The organism is Archangium gephyra, from assembly GCF_042230915.1.
GTDB classification, from domain to species: domain Bacteria; phylum Myxococcota; class Myxococcia; order Myxococcales; family Myxococcaceae; genus Archangium; species Archangium gephyra_B.
Genome location: NZ_CP102578.1, coordinates 6,310,495 through 6,328,165 on the forward strand (window position 1 = coordinate 6,310,495; position 17,671 = coordinate 6,328,165).

Sequence of the window (17,671 nt, forward strand, 5' to 3'; positions counted from 1 at the left end):
GGGATGAAGGTCGAACGGAGAGCCTAGCCGAAAGACGAAGCGGCGCGGCCCCGGAGTGGGAAGGCCGCGCCTCGTGACCGCGCAACGAGTGGACGCCGCGCTACTCGTGCGCTGGACGTGTTCGCCTGCCCTCGCTGTGGAGGCTGGCGCCGGGTGCTGGCATACCTGACGGCGCCCGGAGGATTGCGCGCGATTGTGGAGCACCTGGGACTGCCCACGCGGCCTGCTCATCAAGCCCCGGCGCAGGAGCCAGCGCGGCTGGCGTGGTGTGGCGCCTCCCGCCCCTGCCCAGCGCTGATGACGCTGCCGCTGGCCCCTCTTCCCCGCTGGGGGCCGCTGCTGCGAGGAGTGTTCGGGTAATCTGCGCGCATGAGCCAAAGCTTCACGCCCGCTTCCCGTGCCCAAGTCCTGGAAGACGACGGCACGCCGCTCCAAGCCACTTTCAGCTTCCAACTGCGCGACGGGAAAACAACGATCCTGTTCTACAGCCGGGGGGGCACCATTGGTGGATCTAACGAGCGCAATCGGGACTACCTCGTTGCGCTAGAGATCATCATTGCACGCTTAGGTGCGGGCGGTGCTCGTCTTGATCAGGTGCTCCTAGAAACCCTGCGTGAGCAGCGGGTGCTCGATGTGCCTCCGGTGGATCTGCGAACTGCCGATGCCCACGAGGTGAAGACGCGCATTTGCCGCGAGCAAATCAGCAACAGAACTCGGCAGATCCGGCTGTTCTTCTCGGGGCTCAACGTGGCTCCCGAGAAGATCGAAGAGTTCCTATCGAGGGGCAGAGCGGACGCAATTGAGCCGGGCGCCCCTGATTGGCACGAGCCTGTGACGATCCTCTCGCGTACCGAGGGCAGGGTGCGTGTCCGCCTGTCGAACGTAGCGGAGCGGGACCCTTCGCTCCGAGCCGCTGCCATCAGGGTGCACGGGGCGCGATGTGTGGCCTGCGAGTTCTCCTTCGGTGATACCTATGGCGAATGGGGAGCGGACTTCATCGAGGTCCACCACCTCCAGCCCATCGCTGATGGAGAGCGCGCCACGGACCCTACGAAGGATCTCGTGCCCCTCTGCGCGAACTGCCACCGCATGGTTCACCGAAGGCGAGGGCTCACGCTCACCATCGAGGAACTGCGGGCGAAGATGATGCCCCGGCTGGGCACGGAGTCGAACGTCCCTTGTACCAGAGGGTGAATCGGCGGAATTTGCCGGGCTGCGCGCTGCGACGATAGCTGCGTCAGTCTCGCTGGTGCGCGGTGTACAGGCGCGCAAGCTCCACGTCGGTGAGGCAGGTCAAGCGAGTGCCCGTAGAACATGTCCTTCTGCCCTCCTACGGGTGCTCGACGCCCAGGTTGCTCGTCATGCAGACCACCGCCATCCGGAAATCCACCAGCCGCCCGAGGCTGTCCGTGAGCCTCCCCTCCCCCAGGATGCCGAGCAGCCATCCCAGGGGAACCCCGCGTGGCGGGCCCGCTCAGGCCGCGGCGAGGGCCGCCGCGAGCTTCTCGAGGCTTCCGCTCCACCCTTCCCGCTGCCCCTTCGCGGCCTGGGCCATCGCCGGGATGTCCTGCCGCACGGTCACGCGCGTCTTGCCGTTCTCGTCATCAAAGGTGACGGTGGTGACCACGTCGTTGCCGGGCATGTCGGCGATGACCGCGTTGAAGACGATGCGCTCGTTCGGGACGATCTCCAGGTACTTGCCGTGGAAGGGGTACTGCCCGCCGCCCGGGTCCTGCATCACCATCCGGTACGCGCCACCGACGCGGAAATCCACCTCGCACACGGGCAGGGTGAAGTGCTTGGGGCCCCACCACCGGGAGAGCATCTTCGGCGTGCACCAAGCCTCGAACACCAGCTTCACCGGGGCATCGAACACGCGGGTGACGACCATGGACCGGTCCGCCGAGCCATCCACGACGTACGGCAGGTACCCCGCGAGCCGCGCCAGCGTCTGCTGGCCGCCCTCGACGGCGCCGAACTTCCTCACCTCCGCCAGCGCCTCCGCCGACGGGAACACCGAGCGCATCACGACCCGGGTGCGCTTGCCCTCGGCCGCGAAGGTCACGGTCACGTGGAAGTGCGGCACGTCGCTCTCGCCGCCATGGCTGTAGACGAGGCGCTCGGGCTGGGAGATTTCCTCGTAGCGAATCCAGTTCGGCCAGTCGTGGCCGTCCGGCCCGTGCATCACGTACCGCCACGTGCCGCCGACCCGGAAGTCCATCGAGGCGGTCTCGTTGCGGAAGCCGTTGGGACCCCACCACTTGTCCACGTGCCTGGGCTCGGTCCACGCCTTCCAGACCAGCTCGCGGGGCGCATCGAAGACGCGCTCGATGACCAGCTCGCGGTCGGAGGTGGAGGTGGAAGCCGCGGCGGCGGCCACGGCCACGGGGTTCTGCGTATCACGTCCGGTTCTTGTCGTTGCGGCCATGGCGCTTCTCCTTCGTCGTTGAATGCGGCGGCTGCTTCTCGGGTTTCGTCTTCCCCTGCAGCTCGAGCAGGTAGTCGTCCAGGCGGTCGAAGCTCTCTTCCCAGAAGCGACGGTACTGCTCGATCCAATCGGAGGCCTCCTTGAGCGGCGCGGCCTGGAGCCGGCAGGGCCGCCACTGTGCATCCCGGCCGCGCGCGATGAGCCCCGCGCGCTCGAGCACCTTCAGGTGCTTGGAGATGGCGGGCAGGCTCATGTCGAACGGCTGAGCGAGCTCCTGCACCGACGCCTCGCCCGACGCCAGCCGCGCGAGGATCGCCCGCCGCGTGGGGTCCGCCAGGGCCGCGAAGGTCGCGTTGAGTTGCTCGGAGGTCATCGTATTGAACCGACTGGTTAATTAACTCATTGGTTTAATACACACGAGCCCCTTTCCCGTCAACTCGAATTCCGAGCGTCTCGAACCGCCCGCTGGCGCCACGTACAGGGCGCACGCGTCCCCGCCTTCCGCGAGCAGGGAGTTCACCTCGCGCCCGTCCACCGTCACGTACGCCAAGAGCCGCCCGTACCGATCGGTACACGCCTCGCCGTATTCCAGCCGCACGTTGCGCCCCTCGACGAGCGAGCGGTTGAAGTCGCGCGCCTCGGCACCGAAGCACTCGTGCTTGCCGTTCGTCGTCTCCGATAGGCCTGAGCCCGAGGTCGGATCTTCTCCGCGTCAGTCTCCGAGCACCGTGGTGAGGGCCCGGTACTCCGGCCGCAGCATCCGCTCGGCCTCTGTTCCGGCCACGACCACCGGGAGCATCGCGCCCTCCAGCCCCGCCTCGGCCGAGAGCTTCACGGCGATGGGCGCCATCACCCGGGCCTCGATGAGCCGCTTCAGCGGCCGGGCCCCCAGCTTCGGGTCGTACCCGTGATGGGCCAGCCAGGCCCGCGCCTCCGGCTCCACCACCAGCCGCAGCCGGCGCCGCAGCAGTCCCGCCCGCGAAGCCGCCTTCTCCAGCTCCAGGTCCACGATCCGCAGCACGTCCGCCTCCGACAGGCGGCGGAACGGGATGACGTGATCGATGCGGTTGAACAGCTCCGGACGGAATGCCTGGCGGATGGCGCGCATGAAGTCCTCCGAGCCGCGCTCGGCCCCGAAGCCCGCGGGCTCCGACTGCTCGACGCCGAGGTTGCTCGTCATGCAGACCACCGCCATCCGGAAGTCCACCAGCCGCCCGAGGCTGTCCGTGAGCCTCCCCTCCCCCAGGATGCCGAGCAACAGATCGAACACCTCGGCGTGCGCCTTCTCGATCTCATCGAAGAGCACGAGCGACATCGGCTGCTGCCGCACCCGCTCGGCGAGGCTGGTGATGCCGGGGCCCACCTCCATCAACCGCTGGGCCGAGCCGGGCAGCATGTACTCGGACATGTCGAGCCGGATCATCCGGTCCTCGTTGCCGAAGAGCGTGCGCGAGAGCTGCTTGGACAGCTCCGTCTTCCCCACGCCCGTGGGCCCGGCGAAGAGCAGCGTGCCCACCGGCTTCTCCGGATCGTTGAGCCCCGCCTTGAAGCGCGCCAGCACGCCCGCCGCCAGCTCGCAGGCGCGATCCTGGCCGATGACGCCCTGCCGCAATTGCTCCGCGAGCGTGGTCTGCTCGGCGGGGACCTCGTCACTGATGAGCTGGAGCGGCAGCCCCGTGTAGCGCGCGTAGGCCTCGGAGACGTCGCGTGGATAGAGCGTCCGGGCCTTGCCCCGCTCTCCCTGCTGCTCCAGCCAGTCGAGGAAACGGAAGGCCTTGCCCGGGAACAGGCTGTCGCGCTGGAACGTCTCCAGGTGTCCGACGAGCTGCCGCAGGCCCAGGGCGTGGATGCTCACGCGGCTGCGCTTCGCCGCCTGATAGCGCAGCATGAGCTCCGGCACCTGCGAGGCCGGGGGCGGCTCGATGCGGACGATGCGGAAGGACCGCAGCGACTCCGGGAAGCGCCGCTGGCAGCGCTCGAGCTCCGCCTCGGTGCACTCGGCGATGAGGGAGATCTCCCCGCTCATGGCCGCGGGAAGCAGCAGATCTCCAATGGACGAGCCATCCGGCTGGGGCGCGAGGATGGACGTGAGCCGGTCCACGTAGAGGTAGTCATTCTCGTACGAGAGCGCGTCGACGATCTTCAGGCAGCGCTCCTGCCACATGCCCAGGTACACCATGCCGGCGACGATGCGCTCGGCGCTGGTGCGCCAGATCTTCGGCAGGTTCGCCTTCTTGTCCTCGCGCCGCTGCTCGGCGATCAACCGCGCGAGCTTCAGCACCTGGCTCGTCTTGCCGGAGCCCGGGCCACCGACGAGCAGCAGGGACTGCGGCGGCTGACGCTGCGCGTGGTCGAGCCAGGAGCGCATCGACTCGGCGTCGTACACCAGGGCCGGCTGCCTGCCGCCCAGGGCGCGCGAGGTCAGCTCCTCGCTGATCTGATCGAGCACCTCCGGCGGACGCTCCTCACCCTCACCGCGCCGGCTGTCCCGCTGCAACCAGCCCAGGTCCCAACTGCTCACGTACTCGGCGCCCTCGTGGCGGAAGTCGTAGAGGCCCTTGGGCTTTTCGCCGAGCAGCGCGGTGGTGAGCGCGTTCTGCAACACCTCGCGCGCGATGGAGAGATCCTCGATGACGAACGACCAGCCGAAGCGCGGCACCCTCACGCGCCAGGCACCACTCTCCATCTTCCCGTAGACGTACGTCAGCTTCAGCGGGACCAGCGCCTTGGCGATCACCGGCCGCTTCTTGTGCACCGTCTGCGGATGGATCTCCACGGTGATCGTCCGCGCATCCAGGGTCTCCTCCCAGAGGAACCGCTCGAGCGAGGCGGGACTCTCGAGCAGCATCAACCGGATCCGGGTCTCCAGCAGCGCGTAGATCTCCGCCTCGTTGTTGCCGTAGGCCGAGGGCGGAGCCTCATCGAAGAAGCTGTCCCAGACGGGCAGGAGCTGCCCGGTGAGCCGGCCATCGTGGTGGGTGGTGAAGTAGACGCGAAGGCTCTTGTCGCTCATGGAGTCACCCGCTCGCTCATCCGCAGCCGCCACAGGGCCGGCAGGGCCTCCTCGGGAGACCGCACACGGTGGCTGCCACTGTGGGTCAGCAGGTAGTCATCGAGCTCCAGCACCGATACCTGTCCCGGGCGGGCGGGCAGTTCGAAACGGTAGGCGCGGACGACCGGGGCGGCGGACTCGGGATCCTCCGGGAGCGGACGCACGCCCTCCTGCCGCGCCTTGTGGAAGGCCTGGAGCTTCACCCCATGCAGCGCGAGCAGCTCCGAGGGCTCCGGCGCGCTCGCCTCGTGGACGCGGACCTTGACGATCTCCGGGAGCCGGCCCGAGGACTGCCAGACATGCAGCCCGGCCTCTCCCTCGAAGAAGGGCCGCACGCCCGGGCCCACCAGCTTGATCGCGGCGTGCACCGGCTCCTGGGAGGAGTGGTGCAGGAACGCCCGGAGCTGCGCGAAGCCACCGGACACCACGGCCCCACTGGGCAGGTGCGCGGCGAAGGACTCGATCTCCCCACGCGAGTGCGCATAGGCCGAGCAGAGCCACCGGGCGAGCAGGGAGCCGGAGGACGCGCCCTGGCGCCACTGGCCGAGCGGGAGCAGCTCCAGCATGACCACGTGCTGGTCGGGGCTGGAGAGCCCGCGGAGGATGCGCTGCAGGAAGTAGACCTCCGACAGCGCGTCGAGCATCTGCTCGCGGGAGACGGCCTTCACCGGCTCGAGCGCGCGCCGGGAGAAGAGGCGGATGCGCGTCCCCTGGGACCAGCGGTCGGCGCCAACCCGCTCCACGCCGAAGCGCTCGGCCTCGATCATCTCCCGCGCCTCCTCCACGGGCGCGCGGGCAATCGACTCCAGTTGCGCCGCGAAGGCCTCCAGGTACATCCGCATCGCATCGAGCGTGAAGAGCGACTCGGCGTGCTCGCGCTCTCCCGCCTTCAGGCGCTCCAGGTGGAACCGGACCTGCTCGGACAGCGCGCCAAGGGCCTCGCTCTCGCGCATCTCCTGCACCACCTCGCGCAGCTCGAGCACCTTCTCGCGCAGCTTCGCGATGGGGAGCGTCAGGAGCGGCTCCAGCGCGAAGCCCTGGGGCACGGGCTCCCGGGGAATGAGCGCATCGGCCTGTACCTCGAAGCGGCCGTCGCGGGTGTAGAGCTGGAACAGCCGCATGAGGGCCTGGGGTCCCCGGATGATGGACTCGGAGAGCACCTGCCCGACCTTCTCATCCAGGTAGCGCTTGAGCGGCCGCGCGCCCAGGTGCGGATCGAACGCCTCCTCGACGATGCGCCGCTTCACCTCCTCGTCGGCGGCCACGAAGATGTTGCGAGAGACGAGCCCGTGCCGGGACAGCAGCCGCGCCAGCTCCTTCTCGACGACCTTCTCGCCCACTCCCCGCGAGAGCGGCGAGAAGTGCACGATGCGATCGATGCGGTTGAAGAGTTCGGGCGGGAAGAACTCGCGCACGGCCCGGTCCGCGTCCAGCTCCAGGGCGCGCACGTCCGGCTCACCGATGCCCACCGCGGGCTTGCGCCGGGCCCCGAGGTTGCTCGTCATCACGATGACGGTATGGGTGAAGTCCGCCGTCTCGCCCGAGGCGTCCGTCAGCCGGCCCTCGTCGAACGTCTGCAGCAACAGGTTGAGCAGCGAGGGGTGGGCCTTCTCGATCTCATCGAGCAGCACGAGCGAGAAGGGCTGCTCGCGGATGAGGCGCGTCAGCCGGCCCTCGGGCTGCCAGGCATCTCCCGTGAGCCGGGCGACGGCATCCGGCGTCTGGAATTCGCCCATGTCGAGCCGTATCAAGCGCGACGCATCGCCATACAGGTAGCTGGCCAGCGCGCGGGCGAGCTCCGTCTTTCCGGTGCCCGTGGGGCCGGTGAACAGATAGACGCCATAGGGGCGCCGGGGGTCGGTGAGCCCCGCGTGGATGCGCGTGACGAGATCGCACGCGGCCTGGACGGCCTCCGGCTGTCCCATCACCTTGCGCGACAGGGCCTCGTGGATCTCCTCGGGCACCAGCCGCTCCTGGGGGCGCAGGAGGAAGTCCGGCAGGCCTGTCCTGCGCGAGAGGTGCTCGAAGAGTCCGCCGACGTCGATCTCCGCGCCCGGGCTCCCCTGGTCCGTGGCCAGCTCGCGCAGCAGATCGATCGCCTTGCCCGGCATCGCGGCCCCCGCGAAGAGCGAACCGGCCTGCTCCAGCAGCACCGGGAAGAGCGGAGGTGACCAGGCGATGCGGTGCTTGGACTCCAGCTCGCGCGCCTCGTGCAGCAGCATGCGGAGCGTCTCGTCGGTGCTCGTGGAGCGCACGTGCACCTGCGTGAAGAGCGCGGCGAAGGACGGGGCGTCGGTCTCGAGCCGCTGGAGCTGCTCGGGTGTCACCGTGCCGATGAGCGTGAGCTCCCCACGGGAGAGCGCCCCCTGGAAGAAGAGCGCCAGGTTGGTGTCACTGTCACGCGAGCGGCCGATGCGGCCGAAGGCATGCAGATCCTCGACGAAGAGGATGCGCCGCCCTCCCCTCGTGTCCTCGAGCACCTTGAGGCAGCGCTGCTCCCAGTCGCCGACGTAGCTCATGCCGGCGATGATCCGCTTGCCGGCGATCGACCAGACCTCGGTCACCTTGTCCAGGTTGCGGTGCGTCTGGAAGCCCTCGGCCTCGAGCTGCTCGGCCACGAAGCGCTTGAGCAGGGTCCGCTTGCCGCAGCCGGGAGGACCAACGAGCAGCACCGGCGTGCGCCGCTCGCCTCCGAGCAGCAACTGGAGCTGCTCGCGATAGGGGCCGCGCGGCATGCCGGCGTCGAGCGTGCCCTCCGCGGCCTGGAGGGTGAGGTTCGTCCCCAGCTTGTGCAGCACCTGGGTGCCGCCGCCCGCCTTCTTCTTCTTTTTGTTGCCGTGCCGGTCCGGCCGGTCCTCGACCTCCAGATCGTCCCAGGGCCCCTTCTTCTTGCCGAGCATGTCGAGCAGTGACTTCGGCCGGGCCATGAACGCGAGCGCCTTGAGGGTGTCCTTGCGGTTGGAGCGCAGCTCGTCGTGCTCGTGCGGCTCCAGCGCGGCCCAGGCGCGGGTGAAGAAGACCTTCGCCTGCTCCTCCAGACTGGCACCGGTGTCGACCGGGAACCACTCGTGCTGGCGCGAGGGGTGGTAGGCGATGGTCATCAGCTCGTCGCGCGTGCGCCAGCGCGGCTCGAGGATGAGGGGAAAGAGGCCGGACAGCCGCGGCGTCTCGGTTCCGGTGCGCACGCGCTTGAAGTCGAGCTCGAGCTGCACTCGCTCCAGCTGGAGGCCTCGGGGAAGCTGGAAGTACGACAGGTCCTGGACGGGCAGCTCGCCGATGACGCTCCGCAGGTCCTCCACGAGCTTCTGTTGGAGCTTGACGGTGCTCCGGCCTTCGCGGCTGCGGGTATGCGGGCCGAGCGCGAGGGTGGTCCACCGGTAGGCACCGGAGGAGTCCCGGCTCTGGTAGACGCCGATGGTGAGGTTCATCGCGCCGGCCTCCTGAGCACGTCGAGCACGAAGGAGAAGCCACTCTCGGGGTCGAAGTTTCCGGCGTGTTCGAGCAGGAGGATGTGTTCGAGCAGGATCCGCTCGAGCGATGGGAAGTGCTCCCAGGAGTCGAGCTGGAGCTTGCGTGCGCCATCGCACAGCTGGAGCTCCCCGCCGGGGAGGTACTCACGGATGGCGGGCATCAACCGGAGCTCCTTGAGGGCCCGTTGGGCCGGAGGGGCGATGGCCGGCAGATCGAGCTCCTTCTGGAACAGCTGGGTGGACATCGCCACGGGCTTGACCTCGATCTGGACCAGCTCGTCCTTCTCCGTGGGGGGATAGCGATGGAACCCGGCCTCGAGCGCCAGGAAGGCTCCCGCGTTCGTCCCGTTGACCAACAGCAGTACCTCCCGGAAGGCACATGTGGGCCCGGCGAGCTCCTTCCGCAGTTGCTCCGCGCTGAGGAGCTTGTCACTCCATTTGCGCTTGCGTTCACTGCCCTTCTGGGTGACCGAGAGGCGGCCCTCGACCGACCAGCCGCGCCGGGGCGCATCCTCGATCAGCGGGAGGAGCCAGCGCTCGAGGCCGCGCGTCTCACCGGCCTCCTGGAGGATCAAGGTGATCTGATCCCGCCGGGGCTGGAGCGCGATCAGCACGGAGGGCATCAGCTGGCGGATGGCCTTCATCTGCTGGTGCGCCTCGTCCACGAAGGGGGCGGCATCCTGCTGCTCGAAGAGTGCCATCAACGCCAGCTCCTCGGCGGCCAGGAGCGCCGAGCGCAACCGCCACGCCTCGCTCCAGAGCGCCTCGAGCCGGCTGTGCTCGTGCTGGAGCTGTCCCAGCGTGGCGGCCTCATGCCCTCGCATCTTCTTCTGGTCGCCCTGGGCGAGCTGGGCCACCAGGAAGTGGATCCGCTCCCCGACATGCTCCACGGCATCCATCCGGAAGAGCCTGTCGATGACCCGCCGCTGCTCCTGCATGTCGCGCACGAGGCCGAGCTGGTTGCGTGCCGCCTTCGGGCTGCCCTTGGTCAGCTCCACCGCGATCCCCTCGGGACGGGAGGCGATCACCACACGGCCGCCCTGGGCCTCGGGACCGGCGGCGGAGAGCGCGCGGGCGATGGGGACGACGAGCTGCTGGTCCAGGTGCCTGCGCATGGCCCGGGCGCCATAGGCCTCCTGGTAGCCGGAGGTGGCGAGCGCGGTGGTGATCTCCGGAGGCACGTGGAGCGAGACGCCGCGCTCGAACAGGCCGCGCCGCTGCCGCAGCCGGTCCACGCCCAGCCGGGCCACCTCCGCCGCCTGCTCGGAGGTGAGCGCATGGAAGGGAATGAGCTGGTCGATGCGGTTGACGAACTCGGGCCGGAAGTGCCGGTGCACCTCGCGCAGGTAGTACGCGGAGTCATCCACCGAGGTGGCGCCAATGCCCAGCGGGGATCGGCGGTGCGCCACCCCGAGGTTGCTCGTCATGATGATGATGGCGTTGTGGAACCAGGCCGTCTGTCCCCGGGCATCGGTGAGGCGCCCTTCTCCGCAGACCTGCAGGAGCAGATCGAACACGGCGGGGTGGGCCTTCTCGATCTCGTCGAGCAGGAGCACGCAGAAGGGCTGCTGTCGGATGCGCCGCGTGAGCAGCCCCTCACCCTGGTTGTTGCCCCGGATGAGCCGTTCGGCGGCCCAGCCATCCATGAACTCGCTCATGTCGAAGCGGAACATCCGCTCCGGCGAGCCAAAGAGGAACATGGCGAGCAGCCGCGCGAGCTCGGTCTTCCCGACGCCGGTGGGGCCCACGAAGAGGAAGGTGGCCAGCGGCTTGCCCTGGGGCTGGAGCCCCGCCTTCACCATGCACAAAGTCTCCACGACACGGCGCACCGCCGTCTCCTGGCCAACGAGCTGGCGGCGGAAGTGCGCCTCGACCTCCGCGGCGAGCAGCGCGCGGTCCTCGCGCAGCAGGAACTCGGGGACTCCGGTCTTGAGGCTGAAGAGCGAATACACGCGCTCGCGCGTGAGCATGGGCACCTGGCCCGTGCCCGTGCGCTCCTGTTGCAGGCCCGCGCGCATCTCCTCGTACAGCCGGATCGCCTTGCCGGGCAGCGCGCGGCTCGGCAGGTAGCGCTCGGCCAGGTCCACGAGCGGATCCACCGCGTCCTCGGCCAGCGAGGAGCGGGAGGGCTCCGCCTGCCGCTGCCACGCCGACCGGGTCCGGAGCGCCTCGCGCGTCTGCCGGGTCCCCAGTGGTTCCAGGCGCACGCGACCGAGCACCGCGAAGAGCCCCGGATGCCGGTTCTCGAGCAGATCCAAGGACTCCGGGGTGAGCTCGCCGAGGAACCGCACCCGGCCCTCCTCCAGGAACGGCTTCATCGCGCCGGGGATGTCCACGTGCTCCGTGGAGTGCTGAGCGAGCAGCTCGCCGAGGTTCTCGAAATACAGGACGGCGTCGAGGTCCTGCGCCGCGCGCATCACCCGCAGCACGCGCTCCTGCCACTGGCCGAAGCCGGACATGCCGGCGATCAACCGCGAGCCGCTCGTCGCGTACACCCGCCGCTCGCGTCCGGCATTCCGCTCGGCGCGGAGCCAGGCGAGGAGCAGCTCCGTCTTGCCCACCAGCTCCGGACCCACGAGCAGCACGCCCTGCCGCTTCTCGCCGCCGAGCAGGCCCGACAACAGCGCGAGCTCGGTGTCCCGGGAGATGAGGGGCGGTCCGTGCCGGGCCTCGTCGCGATCGTGCAGCGGCGTGGAGACGGAGAGGAGCACCTGGTGCGCCTGCTCCCGCTTGAGCTTCTCCTCCAGCTTCTTCTTCGCCTGCCGGGCCTTGTCGCTCGCGTCCTGGCGCCGGAGCGCGAGTTGGACCGTCTCCAGCGTCACGGACTTCGGAGGCAGCAGCCGCAGGTACTCATGGGCGGCCGGCTCCCGCGCGGCGAGCAGCCGCTCCACGTCCGCGCGCACCGTCTCCCGGACGTCCTGGTTCTTGCCCACGTAGACCGTGTGATCGATCGCGGGAACGAAGACCCAGGTCTCCTCCGGGAGCGGCACGACGATCGTGGCCAGCTCGACGGTGACGGGTTTGACGAGCCGCTTGGGCAGATCGGCGCGGGGCGCCAGGATCTCCAGCATCTCCAGCCGCACCTGCTCGGGGAAGGAGAAGCGGGCGAGCTCCTCGGGCTCCACCCTGGACAGGTGCTCCTCGAGGAACAGGCGCTGCTCGCCCAGACAGGCCTCGAGGGTGGGCGCATGGCTCGTCAGGGCCGGCGCGGCCACGGGGAACACCTGGTGGTCCCCATTCCAGAGCTGTTGGCAGACGAGCGGCGTGGAGAACTCGAGCGTCCCGGGTGCGGCATCGGAAGGGGCCATGAAGTGTCTCGAAGAGCGGTGCCCCATGCTCCCCGGTCCCCGGCGGTACGTCCAGACCCCCTTCCGAGCGGCTCGCCGCACGGCGAGGTTGAGGTACGCTGGCCGGCGGAGGAGTCCCCCACCATGGCGCACGTGAACCCGAGCATCTTCCAGTCCGCGCTCGATCGGCGCTTGCGCGACGAGCTGCTCTCCAGCGAGGACACCCAGCAAGCCCTGCGGCGCGTGGCCGAGGCACCGGGTGGTTTCGGCTTCGTCACGAGGCGACGGCAGTTGCTCTCGAACGCCTTCAAGCTGACGCGCCCGGTGGCCCCGCGGGTCCTGGATGCACTGGCCGCCTGCAAGGAGGTCCTGGGCCACGAAGGACCCGTGGACGTGTTCATCAACCCCGACCCGATGCTCCGGGCCGCGGCGGTGTATGCCCCGCCGGACACGCCCGCCATCGTCCTGTCCTCCCGGCTCCTGGAGGTGTTCCAGGAGGCCGAGCTGCGCTTCATCCTGGGGCACGAGCTCGGGCACCTCGCCTTCGAGCACTTCACCCTCCCCCTGCCGGCCACGGCCATCGCCTGGGACGAGCCCGGAAGGTGCGTCTCCCCCGCCACGGCCCTCGGGCTGTACCGGTGGAACCGGGCGGCCGAGGCCAGCGCCGACCGGGCGGGATTGCTGTGCGCCAGGGAGCTGGAAGCCTCCGCGAGCGTCCTGCTCGCACGGGTGAGCGGGTGGACCTCCGGCTCGGTGAAGTCCGAGCTGCAGGCGGCGGTGCGCCATGTGGACGCCCTGCTGTCCGATCCATCGGCCCGCGAGCGGCGCAGCGAGGACGAGGAGGCACTCGGTGGTTTCCGCGCCCATGCCTTCAGCCCGTGGCGGGTGCGTGCCCTCGCGGCGTTCTCCAAGACGAGGACCTTCCTGAAGAGCGCGGGCCACTACGCGAGCGAGGAGGGCCTGTCGGACGAGGAGGCCGACACCCTGTTGGCGTGGGAGCTCCGGGAGCTGGATCCCTCGTACATGGAGAAGTTCGAGCATCCCGAGCTGCTGAAACTGGCCCTGACGAGCAGAAAGCTCCTGCCGGTGCTGGAGCAGAAGCTCCAGGGGGCGCCCCTGTCCGAGCGGGCCCGGCTGGTGCAGCACCTCACCCTGCAGACGGCACCGGACGGAGTCGTGGACAACGAGGGCTTCCTGGCGCTGCGGCAGGTCGCCGGGGCGCTGTCCGTGCCCTCGTGGCTCATCGACGAAGCCCTGCGCGGCGCCAGCAACCCCTTGGACTGAACCCTCTCAGTCCCGTGGCGGGGCCATGACGAGGCTCAGGCCGGGCCACCGCTCGCGCAGGAGCCGCTCCAGCAGCCCGAGGCCCCAACGCTCCGAGCGCGCGTGCCCGATGGCAATGGCATACATCCCCGTGTCCGCGAGGGCCCGCCGGGCCGGGACGCGCAACTGGCCCGTCACATAGGCAGTGACCCCGAGCCCGGCCGCCTCACGCACGAGCGCATCGTTCATCGCCCGCACCACCGCGATGCGCTCCACCCGCTCCGGACGCCCGGGCACCACGTCCTCGACCGCGCCGAAGTGTTGCTCGAGCCGTTGCACGAGCTCGCCGGGAGACAAGGGCGCCAGGCTTCCCACCATGCCGAGCGGCTGCCCCGCGCGCTCGCCGAGTGGCTCCAGGGACTCGAGTCCCAGCACCTGCGCCAGCTGGCGGTTGAACCCGAGCCCGAGCCGCTCGTCGAACGGCGCGTGGTTGGCCACCACGCCGAGCTCCAGCGGCAGCGCCGGCGTGTCGAGCCGCCAGTGCCGGTGGAGGAAGAGCGCATCGAGCCGCTCCGTACGCGCCCACTCGGCAAGCCCCTCCCACGGTTCGAGCGCCAACCCCAGGCGGCTCACGGGTCGCGCTCGTGCGGCCACGATCTGGGAGCGCTCGCCCGTCTCGGCGGAAACACCTATCAATTGGTCGATGTACTCGGCGAGTTCGTCGAGCCCCGTGGGATTCAATGGCCTCTCCAGCGTCTGTCTTTACGCCAAAACACAAACAAACTCATCCATAATACATGTATGACAATTAATCAAAACACTTAAACACAAACACAAATACAGATCAAGCCGCACGCGAATAAAAACACAAACAAGCTCAAAAAATACCACGCAACCTCAATCGCTAACATCAAATCGGCTTATCATTTAATGTATTTGATTGATCATGGATGGGGCTCTTGTTTACAAATCCATACAGAAGATGCAAATGTAGGCACGACATATCAGGCGCGAGAATGTCGTGAGATGTAGGCGTGAGGGGTCTTATTGGAGCACGGGGATCTGTGTGGGGATGTAGGCACGATATCCGTCCTCTTTCAGCCTCCGTGGAGGACTAGGCTCGAGCCATGAACGGCATGGCAGCGCCCGAAAAACTCCTCCAGCCAGGGTGTCCCTGGTGGGACATGAGAGTCGCCTGGGGCGAGCCGAACGTGAAGTGGTGCGAGGCCACGGTGTGCGCCTGGGTGAACGAGCCCGCGAATGCCTGGTCCAACCTGGCCTACGTGGCGGTGGCGCTGGGGTGTGCGTGGCAGTGGCGGAGGACGGGCAGCCGCACCATGGCGCGCTTCGCATGGACGACGCTGCTCGTGGGGGCGTTCTCCTTCGTCTTCCACGCGACGAACAACTTCGCCACCCAGCTCCTGGACTTCGTGGGCATGTACGTGCTCGCCTTCCTGCTGGTGGCGTTGAACCTACACCGCGTGGGCTGGTTGCCGCGCGAGCGGGTGGGAGCGGTACACACCGGGCTGACGGTGGGGTGCACCCTGCTCGTGCCGGTGCTGAGGCTCGCCGGGTTCCCCTACCAGCTCGTGGTGCTGGGAGCGGTGCTGGTGATCGTGGGGACCGAGCTACACCTCTCCCGCCGGGCCGCCCCGCGCGAGTCGTACCGGGACTTCTGGCTGGCGGTGGGGCTGATGGCCGCGGCGGCGGCGTGCTCGGTGGCGGACGTCACGCGGGTGTGGTGCGACCCGGACAACCACTGGCTGCAGGGACACGCGGCCTGGCATGGCCTGAGCGCGCTCGCGCTGCTCTTCACCGCGCGGCACCATGCCGGCCTGGAAGAGGCTGGAGCCTGACCGCCCCTCGGGCGGCCCGTCAGACGCGGAGGCTCCTTGCCGAGGCGAGTGCTCGCTTCAGGCCTTCGCGCCCTCATAGGAGATGCGCAGACCCTGATGGGTCACCGTGAGGAGTGGCCGGCCAAACCAACCGCAGTGCTTGCAGACGCCGTGGGTACCGGCCGCCGAGACGCGCACCGGCAGATCCGCACCGCACGAGGGGCACCCCTCGGGCAGCGTGTAGTCACGCGTCGGCGCATGGACATGGGAGACGTCGGTCATTGATCTGAGGTAACGCAGGTACGGGGTAGCGCAAGCGGGCGCCCCGGACCCACACGGCCGGGCTCCAGCGCAGGCTCCTGGCTGCCTGACAGGCACGCGAGCCTCCGTTCAGGCGCAGTGCTGCCCGCTTGCTCCCCGGGCGGAAGTAGGTCCGGGACATCCAAGGTGCGCTCGCGCGGGGGCTCTCCTTGAAAACTTTCGCCAGCACCGGAGTTTCGCGTATTTCCGCGAAAACTTCTATCCCCAGCGCAATCCCTATCATCAAATACCGTGAAGAAGAGGGATTGATCGTGGCCGTCGCCGTGGATCGTGAGTCTGGTTTTATGTCAAAGATTTCGAACCCGAATTCGCGAGGCTCCTCATGCGATCCAGCGCGCGTTGGTTGTTGCTGTTGGTCCCCGGGTTGTTGTTTTTCTACACCTTGAGCGGAGCACCCCCCGAGGCCGAGGCGGCCCCCCGCGGTGGTGGCGTTTGCAAGAAGTGTCCGCCAGACGCTGGAACCCCAGACGCCGGCACGGGCTATGACGCTGGCACGCCGGACGCGGGCACGGGCGGCCCCGACGCGGGCACCGGCTCCGACGCGGGCACTCCGGACGCGGGCACCGGCTCGGATGGTGGCACGCCGCCGGCCACGGGCTGCCTGGGCCAGCCGCTGCTCGAGTCGCTCGGAAAGAACCACGTACTCGTCGGTGGAAAGACGGACAGCGCCGTGGCCTCGCTGGCTCCGTACGACCTCCGCTACATCTACCTCGCGGGCGGCCTGTTCGACAGCGCGGAGCCGTGCAACTCGTGCAGCACCAGCTGCTCCGCCGCCGGGCAGTCCTGCTCCAACTCCAATCCCAATGGCTGCGGCTGGTGGGGATGCTGGCAGTGGGATCAGGTCGCCCCGGGCCAGTACCTGCGCGACTACTTCCGGCAGACCCTCGATCTGGGGCAGATCCCCATGATCACCTATTACCAGATGCTCCACACCAGCCGGGTCTCGGAGGGCGCACAGGAGGTGGCCGCGGCACAGAACGTCTCCCTGATGCAGCGCTACTTCAATGACTGGCGTTTCGTGTTGAAGCAGATTGGTACTTCCACCGCATTGCTTCACATCGAGCCAGACTTCTGGGCGTATGCGCAGCAGGTGAACACCAATCCTCACATGATTCCGGCGGCGGTCGCCTCGGCCAATCCCACGGACTGCGCGAACGTGGAGAACACCATCGCCGGCATGGGCCGCTGCATGATCGCCATGGTCCGCAAGTACGCCCCCAACGCCAAGGTGGGCCTGCATGCCTCGGCGTGGGCCACGAAGATCGACGCGATGATGAACAGGGATCCCGCGCTCGACGTGGAGGCCGAGGCCCGCAAGGTGGCCGACTTCCTGATGGAGTGCGGTGGCGGAGACTTCGTCGCGGTGGAGACGAGCGACCGCGACGCCCAGTACTACCAGGTGCGCCTGGGACGCAACAGCTGGTGGGATACGACCAACACGACACTCCCGCACTTCCGCCAGGCCTTCCGGTTCGCCAAGGCGCTCTCGGAGCGGATGGGCCGGCCCAACCTGTGGTGGCAGATCCCCGTGGGCAACATGTTGATGCCCGGCTACGACCAGCACTGGAGGGACAACCGTCTGGACTACTTCTTCGACCACCCGCAGGAGGTGGCCGCCGCCCACGGTATCGGCATGGTCTTCGGCGCGGGCGAGCAGGCCCAGACGAACCCCTCCACGGACAGCGGGCACCTGGTGCTGCGGACGAACAACTACTTCCTCACCGGTGGGCAGCCCGCCTGTCTCAACGCCAGCATGCCCTGAGGGAGGGCACGGGCGCGCTTGACATCCGCTCGCCGTCCGGGCCTGGGTAGAGGGGACATGGATGAGACTCCGCCGTCCCCCCTGCCCTTCCCGACGAGCCTCTGCCACCGCTGCGCGGCACCGCCGAAGTACGTGCGGACAAAGACGTCCACGTTCATCCTCTGCCCGCTGCTGCCGCAGAAGTACGCGCCCCAGCCGGTGCTCAGGTGCCCCCTCTTCCGGCCGAAGTCCCCCGAGCCGGAAGCGACGTAGG

At 68.6% G+C, this 17,671-nt stretch carries 12 protein-coding genes and 1 pseudogene; 5 read left to right on the forward strand and 8 right to left on the reverse strand.

The window, feature by feature from the left end; genetic code table 11:
- Positions 1–369 precede the first annotated feature (369 nt).
- Complete coding sequence (locus NR798_RS24825) at positions 370–1,194, forward strand: HNH endonuclease (protein ID WP_375764964.1); 825 nt, start codon at positions 370–372, stop codon at positions 1,192–1,194.
- A gap of 280 nt (positions 1,195–1,474) precedes the next feature.
- On the opposite strand, the gene NR798_RS24830 is transcribed toward NR798_RS24825, so the two are convergent.
- The 6 genes and pseudogenes from NR798_RS24830 to NR798_RS24855 all read right to left on the reverse strand — a co-directional run bounded on the left by NR798_RS24830 (position 1,475) and on the right by NR798_RS24855 (position 12,258).
- Entirely contained in the window at positions 1,475–2,428 is a 954-nt protein-coding gene (locus NR798_RS24830) for an SRPBCC domain-containing protein (protein WP_375764965.1), read from the reverse strand.
- Entirely contained in the window at positions 2,400–2,801 is a 402-nt protein-coding gene (locus NR798_RS24835) for an ArsR/SmtB family transcription factor (protein ID WP_375764966.1), read from the reverse strand. Before NR798_RS24835 ends, NR798_RS24830 begins: the two co-directional genes overlap by 29 nt.
- 21 nt (positions 2,802–2,822) lie before the next feature.
- Positions 2,823–3,086, reverse strand: a pseudogene (locus NR798_RS24840) (thermonuclease family protein); the annotation flags it as partial.
- A gap of 54 nt (positions 3,087–3,140) precedes the next feature.
- On the reverse strand, positions 3,141–5,441 hold the full coding sequence (locus NR798_RS24845) for an AAA family ATPase (RefSeq protein WP_375764967.1): 2,301 nt from the start codon (positions 5,439–5,441) through the stop codon (positions 3,141–3,143).
- Positions 5,438–8,908 (reverse strand): AAA family ATPase, encoded by a 3,471-nt coding sequence (locus tag NR798_RS24850; protein ID WP_375764968.1) that lies wholly within the window; start codon positions 8,906–8,908, stop codon positions 5,438–5,440. The genes NR798_RS24845 and NR798_RS24850 overlap by 4 nt, the downstream gene beginning before the upstream one ends.
- The gene (locus NR798_RS24855) at positions 8,905–12,258 is read right to left on the reverse strand and encodes an AAA family ATPase (RefSeq protein ID WP_375764969.1); all 3,354 of its coding nucleotides are present in this window, start codon (positions 12,256–12,258) and stop codon (positions 8,905–8,907) included. The genes NR798_RS24850 and NR798_RS24855 overlap by 4 nt, the downstream gene beginning before the upstream one ends.
- Before the next feature lie 123 nt (positions 12,259–12,381).
- Here NR798_RS24855 and NR798_RS24860 point away from each other — a divergent pair, with 123 nt between their 5' ends.
- Complete coding sequence (locus NR798_RS24860; RefSeq protein ID WP_375764970.1) at positions 12,382–13,521, forward strand: M48 family metallopeptidase; 1,140 nt, start codon at positions 12,382–12,384, stop codon at positions 13,519–13,521.
- Positions 13,522–13,527: 6 nt separating this feature from the next.
- Here the strand turns inward: NR798_RS24860 and NR798_RS24865 are convergent, their stop codons facing one another.
- Positions 13,528–14,241: a Nif3-like dinuclear metal center hexameric protein gene (locus tag NR798_RS24865; RefSeq protein WP_375764971.1), complete on the reverse strand. Its 714-nt coding sequence runs from the start codon at positions 14,239–14,241 to the stop codon at positions 13,528–13,530.
- A 443-nt stretch (positions 14,242–14,684) separates the two neighbouring features.
- On the opposite strand from NR798_RS24865, the gene NR798_RS24870 reads away from it, so the two are divergent.
- Complete coding sequence (locus NR798_RS24870; protein WP_375764972.1) at positions 14,685–15,356, forward strand: ceramidase domain-containing protein; 672 nt, start codon at positions 14,685–14,687, stop codon at positions 15,354–15,356.
- A gap of 57 nt (positions 15,357–15,413) precedes the next feature.
- Here NR798_RS24870 and NR798_RS24875 read toward each other — a convergent pair whose 3' ends face one another.
- On the reverse strand, positions 15,414–15,617 hold the full coding sequence (locus NR798_RS24875; protein ID WP_375764973.1) for a hypothetical protein: 204 nt from the start codon (positions 15,615–15,617) through the stop codon (positions 15,414–15,416).
- Between the two features lie 361 nt (positions 15,618–15,978).
- Between NR798_RS24875 and NR798_RS24880 the strand changes: the two genes are divergently transcribed.
- Positions 15,979–17,418: a hypothetical protein gene (locus NR798_RS24880; RefSeq protein WP_375764974.1), complete on the forward strand. Its 1,440-nt coding sequence runs from the start codon at positions 15,979–15,981 to the stop codon at positions 17,416–17,418.
- A 57-nt stretch (positions 17,419–17,475) separates the two neighbouring features.
- Positions 17,476–17,670, forward strand: coding sequence for a hypothetical protein (locus NR798_RS24885; RefSeq protein WP_375764975.1), 195 nt, complete (start codon positions 17,476–17,478; stop codon positions 17,668–17,670).
- Position 17,671: the final 1 nt, after the last annotated feature.